Here is a 16,402-nt window from a genome sequence, read left to right on the forward strand (position 1 = left end):
TGGGATGCGGATCGGGATGGGCTGCAAGGCGCAAATCCTCGCGATACCTGGCGGTATCGCGAGGATTTGCAACGCAGCAGACCGCCCGAGGCCGCGCCCACACACCCGCGCAGAGACTTTGAACACGCTCTTAGGCTGCACCAGGGCAAAGTGCCCTGGTGCAGGGGCGATGCTCAGAACGAAGTGACGCGGCTGGACACGGTGAAACTGCGGCCCGTGGTGCCACCGCTGTGCGTGGTGGGATTGATGTACAGGCCCTGATAGGTTTCATCGGCACTGCCTACCGTGCCGCCCGTGACCACGTTGTAGGTGGTGCCGGTGGTAATCAGCGGCGAGCTGATCAGCATGGCCCCAGCCGCACTGGGTACTTGATAAGCAAACGCGGCGTTGCCAGAGGCGTCGCGCAAAGCCCACAAACCGGTGCTGACGTTGCGCACCGACACCAGGTTTTGCGTGGCGGCGTTGGCGGTGGGCGTGCTGTTGCTGCCACCGATGGCCACGAACACGCCGCCGGTGACGGCAAAGGTGGCGTTGTCGCTGTCCATGCCTGCTTCGGGCTGGGCGGCACCGATGGCGACCGCTACGCCGCCAGAGATGGCGATGGTGCCGTTGGAGTCAAAACCGTTACCCGCGCTGCTGTTGGCGTACACGTGGCCGCCGGTCATGGCAATGGCGGTGCCCGCGTTCAGCGCATCGTCGGTGGCGTTGATGGTGAGGGTGCCGTCGTTGATGGTCAGCGTGGATTTGGATTCAACGCCTTCGGGTGAGAGCGAATCGTCGCCGTCGGCGGTGTTGTTGTCTTCGTACGGCGTGCCGGTGGTGGTGACCGTGACGGTGCCGCCGTTGATGGTCACGCGCGGATCGGGGTCATCTGCGGTGGTGGCGGTGTCGCCGTCTTCGTCGCCTTCCCACGACGCGGTGATGGCCTTGTCGTAGCTGGTAATGGCGATGGTGCCGCTGTTGATGGCGATAAAGCCCAGCGGCTGCGAATCGTCCTCCTGGCCTTCGACCTTGATGCCCTTGCCCGCGGGTGTGGTGATGTTCAAATTGCCGCCGTCCATGACAAAAGCGTCGTTGGCGCGCAGGCCGTCTTTGGCCGCTGCATTCAACGTGACGGTGCCGCTGAGCAGGCGCACATGCGCGTCACTGGCCAAGGCGTGCTTGGGCGTGGCGTTAATGCGCAGGCTGCCGCTGCCGCTGAACACCAGCGGGCCTTCGGCGAACAGGGTGGCTTTCAGATCCATGTCGTCGCCATCGTCGTCCAAGCGGTCGCTGTAGGTGGACGAATCGGCCAGTACGCTGGTGCCGCTCAGTTCGATGAAGGCGGTTTGCTTGGATTGCAAATTCAGTGCCGGGCCGTCACCACTGGTGATGTTGGCACTGGTGAGCACCAGCTTGTAGTCGTTGTCGCTGTACACGGTAAGGGGCGTGCTGCCGGTGCCCGTCAACTGATAGGCCATGTGCGTGCCGCCGCTGAGGGTGCTGCGCACCGTCAGGCCATAGCTGTCGCGCGTGAGGGTGATGGCGGCCGCGCCGTCCAGCGCCACCGTGACCACCGATGTGCTGGTGTTGGACACGCTCAGGCGCGATGAAGTGCTGCTCACGCTCAGCGTGTCCAGCGCAACTGTCAAAGGCAGGTAGCCGCTGGTGTCGGCCAGATCGGGTGCATAGGCCCCGGTGAGGATGTTCCACGTGGCGTTGGTGGTGTCGTTGTCGGTGTCAGTCACCGTGATGGTGGCTGCGTTGCTGGTCACGCTGCCGTAGTCGTTGCTCACCACCACGGTGTAGCTGCCTGCCGCGCCGGTGGTGTAAGACGTGGCTGTGGCGCCGTTGATGGCGCTGCCGTTCAGGTGCCATTGGTAACTCAAAGTGGCGGTGCCGCTGGCTGCCACGTTCAACGTGGTGGTGGCACCGCTGGCGATGCTGACCGACTGCGGCTGCGATGTAATCACTGGCGCGCTGCCGGTATTGGTGTCGTCACTCGACGAATCGTCGCTGCCGCCGCAGGCCACCAGGCCTATCGTCAACAGCAAAGCGCTGAACAGAACACTCAGATAACGCAGCATGGCCAGTAGCTCCCTTGTTGGATCAATGAAGCCGCGAGTGTAGGCAGCGCATGTAAACGGCATGCAAACGGCATCAGGCGTGCTGAAGGTGCGTTGTTGGCTGAAGATTTAATAAAAATATGGCTGAATCGACTGTATTGTATGCTTTATAAGCTATCAATTAATGAGCATTAATAGTGTTTTGCTGATCAGCGTAAGCCTTGACCTGCATCATCATCGGTGCGCTGAATGAGTTCGATCTTGTAACCATCTGGGTCGGTCACGAAGGCAATCACCGTGCTGCCGCCCAGCACCGGCCCGGCCTCGCGCGTGACTTGGCCGCCTGCGGCCTTGATGCGTTCGCAGGCGGCATAGGCGTCGGGCACGCCCAGCGCAATGTGGCCGTAGGCGGTGCCCAGTTCGTAGCTGGTGGTGCCCCAGTTGTAGGTCAGCTCGATCTCTGCCTGGCTGGGATTGCCGCCGCCATAGCCGACAAAGGCCAGCGAATATTGGTATTCAGGGTTTTCCGAGCGGCGCAGCAGTTGCATGCCCAGCACCTGGGTGTAGAACGTGATGGAGCGATCAAGATCGCCCACGCGCAGCATGGTGTGCAGAAGTCGCATGATGGTGTTCGTCGGTGAAAGTGCGAAAACGCCTATTGTCTATGCTCGCCGTTTTTTGTGGGCGTGATTCAGCAGGGGCGCTGATGGTGGTCTCGGACACATGCTGTTTTATGCCCCAACCGCTTTGGCCGAAAATACCGCATGGTTTTACAAGTCGATTCTGATAGCGCAACTGGGCAGGGCGCACGCACTGGCGTGCTGCTGTGCAATCTGGGCACGCCCGATGCACCCACCCCTGCGGCGACGCGCCGCTTTCTGGCTGAATTTTTGAGTGACCGGCGCGTGGTGGAAATTCCCGCTGCGCTGTGGAAGCCCGTGCTGCATGGCCTGATTTTGCGCACCCGGCCCGCGCAATCGGCGGCCAAATACAAAACCATCTGGCTGCCCGAAGGCTCGCCCCTGATGGTGTTCAGCCGCAAGCAGGCCGTGATGCTGCGCGGCTACCTGGGTGAGCGTGGGCACCACGCCGTCAGCGTGCGGCTGGCCATGCGTTACGGCAGCCCGTCCATCGCCTCGCAGCTTGATGAACTGGCCGCGCGCGGCTGCACCCGCGTGCTGGTGCTGCCTTTGTATCCGCAGTATTCGGGCACCACCACCGCCAGCGTGATCGATGCCGTCAGCGCCTGGACGCGGCGCACGCGCCATGTGCCCGAGCTGCGCTTTGTCAACCGCTTTCACGACGACCCCGGCTACATCCGCGCCCTGACGCGCGCCGTACACCAAAGCTGGCAAAGCCACGGCAGGCCAGACAAGCTGGTGATGAGCTTTCATGGCGTGCCCGAACGTACCCGCACGCTGGGCGATCCGTATGTGGCCGAATGCCAGCAAACTGCCCGGCTGCTGGCCAGCCGCCTGGCGCTCAAGGACGACGAATGGTGTCTGAGCTTTCAGTCCCGCTTTGGCAAGGCCCAATGGGTTGGCCCGGCCACACAAGCCACGCTCGAACAACTGGGCCGCAGCGGCGCAGCGCGGGTGGACGTGGTGTGCCCCGGCTTTGTCAGCGATTGCCTGGAAACGCTGGAAGAAATTGCCATCGAAGGGCGCGATGCCTACCTGGCCGCTGGCGGCAAAGAGTTCCATTTCATCCCTTGTCTGAACGACCAGCCCGCATGGGTCACCGCGCTGGCCGAAATCGCCCAAGACCACATGCAGGGCTGGCCTACGCGTGGCGTGCAGCGTCAAAGCGTGGATTGACGCAGGATGCGGGCGATTAACGAGGTTTTGAAACGATGAAACTTGTCCATGTTTGGCAGATGTTCTGGTGGCTGGCCGTGCCCTGGATGGCGGGCGGTGCAGCGCATGCAGTGCCGTGTGCTGAGGCGTCGTCCGTTCACTGCGACGCGTCGAGCCAGAAGCCTGTCTGGCTGTCGGCACCCGAGCCGGACCCGCCCGCCGAGCTGCCATTGGCAGAGGCTGCCGTCAAGCCTACTGGTTTGCGCCAGACAATCACCCTGCCGTCAGGCGCAAAGATCACGCTGCAAGAAGGTTGGCGGCCCATGCACCGCTTTGCCAGGGATATCTGCACCATCACTCTGGATGGTGTGACGTTCGATACACTGGGCCGCGGCTGGTTTGAGGCCTACGACTATAGAGGTTTGAAAGAAGCAGGTGCGCTGCCACCCGACGGCAACGCGCCGCGTGTGGGCCTGATTTATCACGCGAGTTCGCCCAACACAAATTTTGATATGGCGATTGTTCTGGTCAGGCGAGAAAACAGGTGAGAATACGCGCCCAACAGGCTGGGCGCTTACGACGACTGGGGCGTCACGTCGCTCAAGGGTTTGCGACGGGCTTTGCGGCGGCGTTAAGTAACTTTATTGAGTCGGTATCTTTAAACTTGAAAAATCCGTTCGGGCTGAGCCTGTCGAAGCCTTGCGCGGCGCTTGGGACAGGCTCAACGTGAACGGTTCAAGTTGTGGTTGATGCCGGATCAATAAGAGCGCGCCCGCTCAGGTAGCCGGTGCCTCTACGGCATCGATAAACCCGCTGACCAGTTCCAGTTGTTCGGGTACGTTCAACGCGGGTGCGTGGCCGCAGCCGGGCACCTCCACCCATTGCAGCTGGCCGCGCGCGCCGGGGCCGCGCGTTTGCATTTGCGCGCCGGTGTCGCGCAGCACCAGGTCGGACTCGGCCCCGCGCAGCAGCAGCACCGGAATGTGCAGCGCATCGTAGTGGTGCCACAGCAGGTAGTCGTCCGGGTAGTGGATGAACTGGCCGACGATGGCCGGGTCGTAATGCGGTGTCACGCGGCCGTCGGGCAGGCGGCGGGTGCTGGTTTCGCTCAGGTGCCGCCATTGGGCGTCAGTCAAAAAACCGTAGGGCTTGTAGGCAGTGCGAAAAAACGCCTCCAGTTCGGCCACGGTGGCAAAGGCGGGTGGCTGGCCTGCATAGGCTTTGATGCGCTCGATGGCAGGTTGCGCCAGTTGTGGTGCGTTGTCGTTCAGCACCAAGCTGCGAATGCGCTTTTTTAGTTCTGGTTCAAAGTAACCTGACGCACCCACCATGCCGATGGCACCGCCCATTGAGGTGCCGACCCAGTGGCATTGCTGGACATTCAGTTGTTCCAACAGATCACACGCCAGCCGGGCATAAAAGGCCAGGCAATACTCGTTCTTCGGGCTGACGGCCCACTGGCTCAGACCACGGCCCACGGTGTCGGGACACAGCACACGCCAGCCGCGGGCCGCCAGGTGGGCGGCCAGATCGTCCATGTCGCGCCCGGTGCGTGCCAGGCCGTGCCAGGCAATGACGGTGCCGCGCACCCTAGGGCCTTGGGGTGACCAGTCCATGTAATGCAGCTCGCGTCCGGCGCAGGTGAGGTACTGGGATGAGGCGGTCATGGCGGTGGTGGCAATCAGTGTGATGAAGGGGTGATGAACAAGGGCGGCGGGTTTCAATGCGTGGCTGATGCAGAGCGCGTTCGCAATTTGCCCAGCACGCCGGTGGGAAAGTAGTACACCGACAGCACGAACAACACGCCCAGCCACAGCAGCCAGCGATCGGGCGAGAGCAGGGCGGACAGCAGTGGCACGCTGGCAGTGGCTTCATGGCCCAACCGCAGCAGATCTTGCAGGTAGCTTTGCGCCACCAGAAACAACACCGAACCAATCACCGCGCCGTAAATAGTGCCCATGCCGCCAATCACCACGATCAACAGCACGTCCATCATGATCTCGAAACTCAGCGAGGTGTCCGGCCCGTTGTAGCGCAGCCAGATCGCCAGCATGCAGCCTGCCGCGCAGGCAAACAGGGCAGAGAGCACGCTGGACAAAGTGCGGTAGACCACGACGCGGTAGCCAATGGCCTCGGCACGGAACTCGTTCTCGCGGATGGCTTGCAGCACGCGGCCAAAGGGCGAGTTGACGATGCGCAGCAACGCCAGCACCAGCGCTACGCACAGCACGAACAGCAGGTAATAGGCAAAAATCTTGCCGTCCACCAGCACGCCCAGGAATTCGCTTTCAAACGGCTCGAAGCTCGGTTGCAGCCACTCGGGCATGCGGAACGTCAGGCCGTCTTCACCACCGGTGAACTCCGACAGTTGCGAGGCCAGCGTCTGGAAAGCGGCGGCCACCGCCAGCGTGATCATGGCAAAGAAAATCGCCCGCACCCGCAGCGAAAAAAGGCCAATCGCCAGCGACAGCACCAGCGACACCCCCAGCGCCGCGCCCGCGCCGACGGCCAGCGCGCCCCAGCCTGCGCCCATGCGCGTGCTGGCAATGGCGATGCCGTAGGCACCGATGCCAAAGAACATGGTGTGCGCAAAGCTGACGATGCCGGTGTAGCCCAGCAGCAAATCGAACGCGGCCACCAGCACGATGAAGATCAGCACCTTGGCCGCCACGTTGAGCGCCTTGACGCCCGGGAACAGGAACGGTGCCAACGCCAGCCCCAGAAAAATCAGCACCAGCACCACCGCCAGCACCCGGCTGCGCGGCAGATCGTGCGAGAGCAGGCGGCTCAGCATGCCGCACCTCGGTGAGATTGGTGATCAAGCGGTTGCGGAGCCAGCCATGCCAGCGAACGCCGTGCCCGGGCTTGCACCGGGCAGTGGCGTTGCCCCCCTTTTTTGAAGAGGGATGGGAAAAGAGTCCAAGGTGACGCAGAAGGCTGCGGAGCCAGCCATGCCAGCGAACGCCGTGCCCGGGCTTGCACCGGGCAGTGGCGTTGTCCCCCCTCCCGAAGGAAGAGGGGGGAAGGCGCGAAGCGACTCAGGGGGGTGTTCATTTACACACCCCCTGCGGTCGCCACAAGAGGATCGCCACCATCAGCGCAATGTTGGAAAACAGCGCTACCTTGGGTGCCAGAAAACCGGTGTAGTTGGCCATCAGGCCCACCAGCAGCGCGCCAATCAACGCGCCCAGCGTGCTGCCCAGTCCGCCGATGATGATGACAATGAAGATCAGGATGTTGACCTGTGCGCCCATCTGCGGCACCACGCTTTGCTGGTACAGCCCCCACATCACGCCGCCCAGACCAGCCAGCGCACTGCCAGCCACAAACACGCCGACGAACAGACGACGGATGCGGTAGCCCAGCGATTCGACCATTTCGCGGTCTTGCACCCCGGCGCGAATCAGCAAGCCCAGCTTGGTGCGCGCCAGCGTCCAGGCCAGCAGGGCGAACACGGCCGCGCCCACCACTACGGCGAACACGCGGTAGCGCTCTATCGCCGCATCGCCTAAAAACCAGGAGCCTTGCAGCCCAGCGGGCAGCGGCAGCGGAATTTGCTGCGGCCCCCAAACCACCTTGATCAGCTCTTCACCAATGATCATGCCGCCCATGGTGATCAGGATTTGTTTGAGGTGGTTGCCGTACACCGGCCGCACGATAAGGCGCTCAAACACCAAGCCCACAGCCCCCGCCACCAGCATGGCGATCACCATGGCCGGAAACACGGCCACCAGGTTGCGCCACACCTGGCCAGAGGCTGTCCAGTCGCCCATGGCCCCCAGCACGCTGGTGGCCACAAAAGCGCCCAGGGCAATGAACACGCCGCGGCCAAAGTTCAGCACATCCATCAGGCCAAACACCAGCGTCAGCCCCGAGGCGATGATGAAGATGATCATGCCCATCGCCAGCCCGGCCATCGACAGCGTGAGCCATGTGGAAAACGACCCCACCAGCGGCAGCGCCAGCACAAGCAAGGCAGGTACCAGCAGCAAGGGCTTGTAATCAATGTCCAGTGAATTCATGACGATAGCTATATATTTTGTAGCTTGTTGCGCTTTGTATACAGGCGTTGAAGGCGGTTTTTCTTATGACAATCAAAGTGATAAACCCAGCAGACGCTGTTGCAGGTCAATATCCTGGGCCAGCGCGGCCATGCTGCCCGCGTGCACCACCCGGCCATCGTCCATCACCGCCACGGTGTCACCCAGACGCTGGGCGAAGCTGAGGTTTTGCTCCACCAGCAAGATGGTGGCACCGCTTTCTTTCAGTTGTTGAAAGGCGCCGATCATGTTGTTGATGATGGCCGGGGCCAGGCCCTTGCTGGGTTCCTCGACGATCAGCAGATCGCGCGGCTCGACGATGGCGCGGGCCACCGCCAGCATCTGTTTTTGCCCGCCAGAGAGCTTGCCTGCCGGGTGGTTCCAGAACTTCTCCACGGCCGGAAAAAGCTGAAAAATCCATTGCAGCCGGGCTTGGTCGATTTGCGAGGTGGCGCGTGCGCTGCGGGCGGCCAGCAGCATGTTTTCCTTTACCGTCAGATCGGCAAAGATGCCCATGTTTTCGGGCACGTAGGCGATGCCAAGCTCGGCAATTTGTGGCGTGTGTTTCTTGGTGACATCTTGCCCGTTGAAGCTGATGCGGCCCTGCGACGCCTGCCACAGACCCATGATGGTGCGCAGCGTGGTGGTTTTGCCCGCGCCGTTGCGCCCCAGCAGCATGGTGAGCTGCCCCCGTGGTACTTGCAGACTGACGCCGTGCAGGATGTGGTAGGCACCGATGTGGGTGTGTACGCCGTCCAGTTGGAGTGCGATATCGCTCATGTGAGCACCTCATCTTTTGAATCGGCGCTGACGCCCAGGTAAGCTTCTTGAACGACCGGCGAAGCAATCACTTCGGCCTGTTCGCCGTCGGCCACCAGCGTGCCGTTGGTCAGCACGATGATGCGGTCGGCCAGCTCGCGCACCACGTCCATTTTGTGCTCGACCAGCAAAATGGTTTTGGTTTTGTCGTTCTTGAGCTGACGGATCAGATTCAGAATCACCGGTGCTTCGTCGTGGCTCATGCCCGCCGTTGGTTCGTCGAACATGTAGACCTGCGGATCAAGCGCCATCAACAGCGCCACTTCCAGTTTGCGTTGATCGCCGTGCGGCAGGCTGGCCACTGGCATGGCCTGCTGGGCGGTCATGGACACCGAATCGAGGACAGACAGCGCACGCTGCGTCAAACGCGGGTGGTCGCTCCAGATGCTGGAGAGTCGAAGACCGCGCCGGTGCGGGCCATCCAGCGTAGCCTGCACGGCCAGGCGCACGTTTTCCAGCACCGACAGGCTGGGAAACAGGTTGGTGAGCTGAAACGCCCTTCCTAAGCCCGCGCGCGTGCGCAAGGCGGGCGACAGCGTTGACAAATCTTTGCCGTTCAGCCGCACACGGCCTGCGGTGGCTTTGAGCTGACCGGAAATCAGGTTGAAATACGTCGTCTTGCCCGCGCCATTGGGGCCGACGATGGCTGTCAGCGTGCCCGGCTGAAAAGCGCACGTGACCGCGTTGACGGCCACGTGGCCACCAAAGCGGATGGTGAGGTCTTGCGTTTCAAGCATCAGAAGCGGTTTGTCTTGTGGGGGCGATAGCGCGCAAGGGTTTGGGCAACCTCAGCCGCGAACGGATCAATGACGGAAGCCTGTCGGCACCGTTGGCGCAGGCTCGCACATCTCAACCAAAGATTGCGGCAGCAAGCCATCCCAGTGGCATCGCTTCCCCGTCCGAAAGAGAGTCGAGGAAGGCGCGTTAGCGCCACAGGGGGCCAGCGCTTTTCAGCGCTTGTTTTTCACTGGAACATTCATTTCCTCAGGCTTGATTTCGCGCACCAGCTCAGGCACGCCCCAGGCAAAGGCTGGGTCGTTCTTGATGCGGAAGTGATACATGCTTTGCATGGCCTGATGGTCTTGCTGGCGGAAGGTCATCTTGCCCTTGGGCGTGTCGAAGCTCATGCCTTCCATGGCCCGGATGAGTTTGTTGGTGCTGGTGTCGCCGCCGGTGGCCTTGAGCGCGGTGACCAGTGCCATCGCCGCCGAGAAACCGCCTGCGGTAAAAAAGTCAGGTGGCTGCTTGAATTCTTTGTAGTGCGCCGACACCAGGGCTTCGTTGACCGGGTTTTTGGGGATGCCGAAGTAGTAGTAGGTGGCCCCTTCCATGCCGGGGAAGTTCTTGTACGCGGACATGGCGGGCAGGATGTTGCCGCCAGTGAACACGTCGATGCCATAGCGCTTTTTCAAATCCTGCGCGGCCAGCGCGTTGAAAGGCGGCGTGCCACCGGCCCAGATGACTTCAATGGCCTTTTGGCCCGGCTTGTCTTTCAGCGCATCGACCACACGCTGGATGCCTGCGGTGAAGTCGGTGGTGTTTTGCGGCAGGTATTCCTCGTGCACGATTTTGGCGTGCTTGAGGGCCGACTTGAACGCCTTGACGCCATCGCGGCCAAAGGCGTAGTCCTGCGCCAGCGTGGCCACTTGCACGCCGTCCTTGTCCATGGCCACGGCGTTGCTGATGGCGTCCTGGCTGCTGTTGCGGCCGGTGCGGAAGATGTACTTGTTCCACTTGTCGCCGGTGATGGAGTCGGCCACGGCAGGTTCGACCAACAAAATTTTCTTGTATTCCTCGGCCACCGGCAGCATGGCCAGCGCCACGCCCGACGAGGTGGGGCCGACGGCGATGTCGGCCTTGTCGTCGGCGTAGGCGGCGGCCAGCAGGCTTTTGCCCAGATCGGGCTTGCCTTGGTCGTCTTTTTCCAGCACGGTGATTTTTTTGCCATTCACGGCCATGGTGCCGCCGGTGGCGTAGGCCAGGCCCATCATCAGGCCAGTCTGGGTTTGTTTGCCATAGGCTTCCAACGGGCCGGTTTTGCTGTAGATGTGGGCGATCTTGATGTCGGATTGCGCCAGTGCGGGCAGGCTGAAGGTGGTGGCCAAAGCGGCCAGGGATGCGGCCAGGGCGATGGTGGAACGGCGTTGCATGGGTGCTGTCTCCTCAGGATGTGTATACGAAAGCAAACCTGGTGCATGCACAAGCCATGCCAAACGCTAAGTGCTTGATGGGACTGGATTAAAGCGATTTCCGGATACCCAGATGTCTAAAAAACAGACTGCTAAATTGCATTTATTTCAGACATTTGCCTGAAATTAAGTCAGGGTTTATACGAGGTGTTGTGCGTTCTGCACGCTGGCTCAGCCGCCCATACAGCGTGGCACGCGATACGCGCAGCAAGCGTGCGGTGGCCAGTTTGTTGCCGCCCGTGGCGTGCAGGGCCGCCTGGATGGCGCGCTGCTCCAGCTCGGCCACTTGTTCATCCAGCGGCCTGAGCAAGGCGCTGGCGTCGACAGGTGCAGGTGCGGGTGGCAAGACGGGCTGCACCTGCGCCAGGCCCGATTGGCGCAGCAGCGCTTCCATCTGCGCGGCACCCAGGCGGTCTGAGTCGGCGCGCAGCGCGGCTTGCTCCAGCACGTTGCGCAGCTCGCGGATGTTGCCGCGCCAGTGCTGCGCGGTCAGTAGGGCCACGGCCTGTGCATCCAACTCGGGCGGTGGGCTGCCGCGGTGGGCCATGTCTTCGCCCAGCACTTCGATCAGCGCCGGGATGTCGCTGCGGCGCTCGCGCAGCGGCGGCACACGCACAGGCAGTACGTTCAGGCGGTAATACAGGTCTTCGCGAAAGCGTCCTTCGCGCACCAGCGCAGGCAAATCGCGGCTGGTGGCGGCGATGATGCGGGCATCAAACGGCACCAGCCGGTTGCTGCCCAGCAGCTCGATCTCGCCTTCTTGCAGCGCGCGCAGCAGCTTGGCCTGCATGCCCAGGGGCATGTCGCCAATTTCGTCCAGAAACAAGGTGCCGCCATCGGCCAGTTTGAATTTGCCGATGCGCCCTTTGCGGTCAGCGCCGGTGAACGCGCCGGGGGCCACACCAAAGAACTCGGCCTCCAGCAGCGTGTCGGGCACGGCCGCAATGTTGACGCTGACAAACGGCCCGCCCGCCCGCGGCGAGGCGGCGTGAATGCCTTGGGCCAGCAGCTCTTTGCCGGTGCCGGTTTCGCCCAGCAGCAGCACCGGGCTGTGTGATTGCGCGGCGCGCCGCGCCTGGCGCTTGACTTCAACCGCAGGTGTGCTGGAGCCAATAAAGCTTGCAAATGTATAGCGTGTAGTGCGCTTGTTGTATACGTTGGAGGCATTTTTGATCGCCAATTCACGACGAGCATCGTCCAGCTCTTGCTGTAATTGTGCGAACTTGCCAATCAGCGGTTGCAGCGTGGTGGCGGGCTGGTCAAACAGCACGATGCCCAGCGCGCCGATGACCTCGCCCTGCGCATCGCGCAGTGGAATGCGGCTGACCACGAAGGTGCCCGCGCGGTTGCTCAGCAGGTCAATCAAAATCGGCTTGCCGGTGCGCAGCACCTGGTGCATTTGCGTGTTTTGCACCACGCTGGCCACTGGCTGGCCGACAAAATCTTCTTCACGTTCAAAACCCAGCGCGGGCAGAAAGCGCCGGTACTGGTCATTGATCCACACCACCCGCGCCTGGCGATCCACCAGCAGCATGCCTTCGCTGGCACTGGCGAACAGATCGAACATGCTGCGCGCGGCCAGCTCCAGGATGCTGGTGGCGTCGCTGGGCAAACTGGAAGCTGAGGGCGGGGAGGAGGGCAGCGCCATGCCCGGAATGTTAGCGCGCGGGTAAAGGCACAATCGTTATCCAAAAAAAGACAGCCACAAAGCAACACCCACATGGCAACTTCACTGCAACGGCAACGCATCGACAAATGGTTGTGGGCCGCGCGCTTTTACAAAACACGCGCGCTGGCCGTGCAAGCCATTGAGCGCGGGCGCGTGCTGCTGGCGGGGCAAGCCATGAAGCCCGCGCGCGAAGTCAAGTCTGGCGACGTGATCGAAGTACACCAACCGCAGATGCAGCGCACGGTGATCGTGCGCGGCCTGAGCGCTCAGCGCGGCCCAGCCCCTGTGGCCGAACAGCTTTATGAAGAAACACCAGAGAGTGTGGTCGCACGTGAGCAGGCTGCTGCCCGGCAGCGTTTGGCACCCGAACCCGCGCACACTATTGACCATGGGCGGCCCACCAAGCGTGACCGCCGTGACATCGACCGCACCCGGCGCGACTGGGGAAGCGGCGGTGACTGGGACGAACGCTGGAGCGCCCAGCTTCCACGGAATGAATGAGCCGTGCGGAAACCCGATTTTGCTTCCTTTTCAATAGCTAATGACGCTTTGTATAAAAGAGTTGCAGCCATAAAAGACTATAAATAATGAGCATGGATGTTCCTTCCCTACTGCCCCTGGATCAACGTATCCGCCTGGCCGAAGGCGAGCGCCTGACCACCCCGATGTCCGCTGCGGCGGGCGCAGCCGGTGAATTGGTTTGGCACCGCTGGCGGCCCGCGCTTGAAGCACACACAGACGATGCACCGCCGCTGGTGCTGTTTCACGGCGGCAGCGGCAGTTGGACGCACTGGGTGCAAAACATCGCCCCTTTGCTGGACGCAGGCCGCACTGTGCTGGCCGCCGACTTGCCAGGCTTTGGCCAATCCAGCCTGCCTGCGGCAGGCAGCGATGCCGATGCCATAGCCCCGGTGCTGGCCGATAGTCTGCGGCAGTTGCTGCAAGGCGAACGCTGCGATTTGGTGGGCTTTTCGTTTGGCGGCCTGACGGCCGGGTTGATGCTGGCGGATGCGCCAGATCTGGCGCACCGCTTGGTGCTGGTGGGCGCACCCGCCATGGGCGTGGTGCCGGGCAGGCAGTTCGAGCTGAAAGCCTGGCGGCACCTGAAAAGCGCGGCTGAGCAAGAGGCCATCCACCGCCACAACCTGGGCGTGCTGATGCTGCACGACCATGACTTGATCGACGGTCTGGCGCTGGAGGTGCACATTGCCAATGTGCTGCGTGACCGTGCGCCGCGCCGCCGACTGGCGCACACCGACATTTTGGCGCGCACGCTGCCGTGCGTGCGCTGCCCGGTGCACGCGATCTATGGCGAGCACGACGCCATTTACCGCCACTACGTGCACCAGCTTGAAGACGCCTTTGCCACCAGCGCGCCCGACTTTCGCGGCATGCAGCTCATCGCTGGTGCCGGGCACTGGGTGCAGTTTGAAGCGCCTGATGCGTTTGATGCGGCGCTGCTGCGCGCCTTGAACGCGCCTTGATGGCGGGCTGTATACGCCAACCGCGCGCTGGCACAATTTGCCGCCATGAACAGGCCGCCCCGCAAGCCCATCAACAGCCGTTTTTTGCGCACCCTGGTGGGCTACAACGCACGCCGTGCATCGCTGCAAATCATGGGTGTGTTTATCCAGCGCATGGCCCCGCTGGATTTGCGGCCAGTGGATTTTTCAGTGCTGTGCCTGATCGGGCACAACCCCGGCATCACTTCGCGCGAAATTTGCCGTGAGCTGCATTTACTGGCCCCCAATCTGGTGCGGCTGCTGGCACGGCTGGATCAGCGCGCGCTGGTGCGGCGCCAGGCACACCCCGAAGATGGCCGTGCCGTGGGCCTGAGCCTGTCAGAGGGCGGACAAGCCCTGTTGGCGCAAGCCGAATGCGAGGTGGCTGCGCTGGAAGTGGACGTGACGGCCGATCTGTCGGATGCCGAGCGTGCGCAGCTCATCGCCTTGTTGCAGCGTGTGTACCGTTGAGGGCGCGCATAGTGCGCTTTGAACACGCTCTTGCCCCTTTATAGGTGAAGGTGATCGAAGCGGTTGCGGCCAATCGATGTGCGGTTTTCAAGGCGGTTGCACGCACGATCAACGGCTACTTTCGGGCGGATGGGGCTGCCTGAAAAACGCCCGCAACGCGGTGCTGAGTTCGGGAAACTCGGCCGCAAAGCGCTCAGGCTGCACAAAGTGCGCTTCGCAGGCCACGGCAAAGAATTCTTCCGGTGCGCTGGCCCCGTAAGCGTCCAGCCAGGGCGCGGGGGTGCCAAAGCGCTGGGCCGTGATGAGCTGCTCGCGAAAGCGTTCGTAAGCTGGTGCCCAGGTGCGCGCCCAGTGGCGGGCGGCTTCGCGCGGGCCGCGTGCACCCATGAATCCGCGCGGCAGCGGCGGTGCGCCATCGGCACCACCATCTTGCATGTCCATCTTGTGCACGAACTCGTGAATCACCACGCTGTAACCGGCGTGGGCGTCGCTGCCGGCTTGCTGCACGGCGGGCCAGCTCAGCATGACCGGGCCACGGTGCATGGCTTCGCCGGCCAAGACTTCGTCGTAGGCATGCACCACGCCCGCACCATCCATGACGTGCCTGCGCGCCACGGCGCTGCCCGGGTGCATGACGATGCCCACGAAGTCGTCGTACCAGTGCAGGGCGGTTGCGGGTGTGTCGGCGTCACCCAGATGCAGCAGCGGCAGGCAGGCTTGTGCGGCCACTGCCACGGCCATGGCATCGGTCACTTGCAGGCCGTGCACGCCGGTGAATTCCTTGCGGTCGAGAAAGTGGGTGGCAAGTTGCCGCAAACGTGCCTGCTCGGGGCTGCTCAGGCGCGCCAAAAAGGCGTAGTGCAGCAGCGTGGACAGCCATAGGCTGTCGGGAATAGGGCGGGGATCGCCGATGGCGCGACGCACCCACTTTGACAGCGTTTTCAGCATGGGCTGACAGGTGATGCGGCCACGCCAAGTCGTCGGATGGTGGCGTCCTGCGTATCGTTCATCTGGGCCAGTTGGGGCCGCGCTGGGTAAATGCAATACCGGGAAAATCCGGTGCGACAAGCGGATCAGGCTTGAGTGGGCGGCAGGCGCTGAAGGCCGCCTGCGGCAGCCAGTCGAAGCACTTCGGCGCGGCAGGTGGTGCCTGCCACGTGCCAGTCGCTCAACACCACCTGGGTGAGCGGGCGGGCCTGATCGTCAGCACCCAGCGCATGGTTGCCGGGGCGGTGGGTGTGGCCGTGGATGAGCGTGGTCGATTGGGCGTGCAGTAGCCACTGGCGCGCCAGATCGGTATCGGCGTCGGCATAGAAATTACCGCCTGCCTGCTGCGCTTCGCTTTGCTGGCGCATTTGCTGGCCGATGGCCTGGCGTTCGGGCAGGGTTTTGGACAGGATGGCCTGCCGCCACTGCGGCGTGCGCACCTGTTGACGAAACTGCTGGTAGGCCACGTCGCTGATGCACAACTGATCGCCGTGTGTAAGCAGCCAGCGTTGGCCTGCAAATTGCAGCACGGTGGGATCGGCCAGCGCTTGTGCGCCGCAACGGGCAAGTAAATCATTGCCCATCAGAAAGTCGCGGTTGCCCACCATCAGGTACACCGCCATGCGGGCGCTGGCGGCGTGCAGCAGATCGGCGCAATGCGCTTCAAAGCTGCCGGGCGTGGCGCTGTCGTCGCCAATCCAGACCTCGAACAAATCGCCCAGGATGAACAGCGCATCGGCTGCGGTGCGCGCCAGGTAGTCGGCCCAGGCGTTGACGGTGCCCGGCTCGTCCGGTTTGAGATGCAGGTCGGAAATGAAGTCCACTGTGCGCCATGGCGCAGGCGCATCCAGCGTGACAAAGGCAGGTGCGGTGGACACGGTTGT

At 62.6% G+C, this 16,402-nt stretch carries 16 protein-coding genes; 5 read left to right on the forward strand and 11 right to left on the reverse strand.

Translation table 11 applies throughout. The features are described 5' to 3' along the window. Positions 1-173: 173 nt before the first annotated feature. Together ACK5NW_RS05405 and gloA are read right to left on the reverse strand one after the other, a co-directional pair. Complete coding sequence (locus tag ACK5NW_RS05405; protein ID WP_416925831.1) at positions 174-2,066, reverse strand: carbohydrate-binding domain-containing protein; 1,893 nt, start codon at positions 2,064-2,066, stop codon at positions 174-176. A gap of 188 nt (positions 2,067-2,254) precedes the next feature. Next, a complete protein-coding gene (gene gloA, locus ACK5NW_RS05410) occupies positions 2,255-2,668 on the reverse strand; it encodes a lactoylglutathione lyase (protein WP_416925833.1) in 414 nt (137 codons plus the stop codon). Positions 2,669-2,809: 141 nt separating this feature from the next. Between gloA and hemH the strand changes: the two genes are divergently transcribed. Continuing rightward, positions 2,810-3,862, forward strand: a complete 1,053-nt coding sequence (gene hemH, locus ACK5NW_RS05415) for a ferrochelatase (RefSeq protein WP_416925835.1) — start codon at positions 2,810-2,812, stop codon at positions 3,860-3,862. A gap of 59 nt (positions 3,863-3,921) precedes the next feature. Beyond that, on the forward strand, positions 3,922-4,389 hold the full coding sequence (locus ACK5NW_RS05420) for a hypothetical protein (RefSeq protein ID WP_416925837.1): 468 nt from the start codon (positions 3,922-3,924) through the stop codon (positions 4,387-4,389). A 228-nt stretch (positions 4,390-4,617) separates the two neighbouring features. Here the strand turns inward: ACK5NW_RS05420 and ACK5NW_RS05425 are convergent, their stop codons facing one another. The 7 genes from ACK5NW_RS05425 to ACK5NW_RS05455 form a co-directional block, all read right to left on the reverse strand. Then, positions 4,618-5,508 carry an alpha/beta fold hydrolase gene (locus tag ACK5NW_RS05425; protein WP_416925839.1) on the reverse strand — a complete coding sequence of 297 codons (891 nt, stop codon included), beginning with the start codon at positions 5,506-5,508 and terminating at the stop codon, positions 4,618-4,620. Positions 5,509-5,561: 53 nt separating this feature from the next. Further along, entirely contained in the window at positions 5,562-6,635 is a 1,074-nt protein-coding gene (locus ACK5NW_RS05430; protein ID WP_416925841.1) for a branched-chain amino acid ABC transporter permease, read from the reverse strand. A gap of 256 nt (positions 6,636-6,891) precedes the next feature. Beyond that, entirely contained in the window at positions 6,892-7,863 is a 972-nt protein-coding gene (locus ACK5NW_RS05435) for a branched-chain amino acid ABC transporter permease (protein WP_416925843.1), read from the reverse strand. Positions 7,864-7,935: 72 nt separating this feature from the next. Further along, the gene (locus ACK5NW_RS05440; RefSeq protein ID WP_416925845.1) at positions 7,936-8,661 is read right to left on the reverse strand and encodes an ABC transporter ATP-binding protein; all 726 of its coding nucleotides are present in this window, start codon (positions 8,659-8,661) and stop codon (positions 7,936-7,938) included. Further along, positions 8,658-9,437 (reverse strand): ABC transporter ATP-binding protein, encoded by a 780-nt coding sequence (locus ACK5NW_RS05445; RefSeq protein WP_416925847.1) that lies wholly within the window; start codon positions 9,435-9,437, stop codon positions 8,658-8,660. The genes ACK5NW_RS05440 and ACK5NW_RS05445 overlap by 4 nt, the downstream gene beginning before the upstream one ends. Before the next feature lie 213 nt (positions 9,438-9,650). After that, positions 9,651-10,850, reverse strand: a complete 1,200-nt coding sequence (locus tag ACK5NW_RS05450) for a substrate-binding domain-containing protein (protein ID WP_416925849.1) — start codon at positions 10,848-10,850, stop codon at positions 9,651-9,653. A gap of 142 nt (positions 10,851-10,992) precedes the next feature. Continuing rightward, positions 10,993-12,537 carry a sigma-54 interaction domain-containing protein gene (locus ACK5NW_RS05455; RefSeq protein WP_416925851.1) on the reverse strand — a complete coding sequence of 515 codons (1,545 nt, stop codon included), beginning with the start codon at positions 12,535-12,537 and terminating at the stop codon, positions 10,993-10,995. Positions 12,538-12,609: 72 nt separating this feature from the next. On the opposite strand from ACK5NW_RS05455, the gene ACK5NW_RS05460 reads away from it, so the two are divergent. From ACK5NW_RS05460 to ACK5NW_RS05470, 3 genes are all read left to right on the forward strand, one after another. Further along, the gene (locus ACK5NW_RS05460; protein ID WP_416925853.1) at positions 12,610-13,059 is read left to right on the forward strand and encodes an RNA-binding S4 domain-containing protein; all 450 of its coding nucleotides are present in this window, start codon (positions 12,610-12,612) and stop codon (positions 13,057-13,059) included. Between the two features lie 92 nt (positions 13,060-13,151). After that, positions 13,152-14,042 (forward strand): alpha/beta fold hydrolase, encoded by an 891-nt coding sequence (locus ACK5NW_RS05465; RefSeq protein ID WP_416925855.1) that lies wholly within the window; start codon positions 13,152-13,154, stop codon positions 14,040-14,042. Positions 14,043-14,087: 45 nt separating this feature from the next. Then, the gene (locus ACK5NW_RS05470; RefSeq protein ID WP_416925857.1) at positions 14,088-14,531 is read left to right on the forward strand and encodes a MarR family winged helix-turn-helix transcriptional regulator; all 444 of its coding nucleotides are present in this window, start codon (positions 14,088-14,090) and stop codon (positions 14,529-14,531) included. A gap of 108 nt (positions 14,532-14,639) precedes the next feature. Here the strand turns inward: ACK5NW_RS05470 and ACK5NW_RS05475 are convergent, their stop codons facing one another. Both ACK5NW_RS05475 and ACK5NW_RS05480 read right to left on the reverse strand, forming a co-directional pair. Beyond that, on the reverse strand, positions 14,640-15,479 hold the full coding sequence (locus tag ACK5NW_RS05475; RefSeq protein ID WP_416925859.1) for a zinc-dependent peptidase: 840 nt from the start codon (positions 15,477-15,479) through the stop codon (positions 14,640-14,642). A gap of 125 nt (positions 15,480-15,604) precedes the next feature. After that, positions 15,605-16,396 (reverse strand): UDP-2,3-diacylglucosamine diphosphatase, encoded by a 792-nt coding sequence (locus tag ACK5NW_RS05480; protein ID WP_416925861.1) that lies wholly within the window; start codon positions 16,394-16,396, stop codon positions 15,605-15,607. Positions 16,397-16,402: the final 6 nt, after the last annotated feature.

Origin of the sequence: Ottowia sp. (assembly GCF_047975795.1) — a bacterium.
Lineage (GTDB): Bacteria > Pseudomonadota > Gammaproteobacteria > Burkholderiales > Burkholderiaceae_C > Ottowia.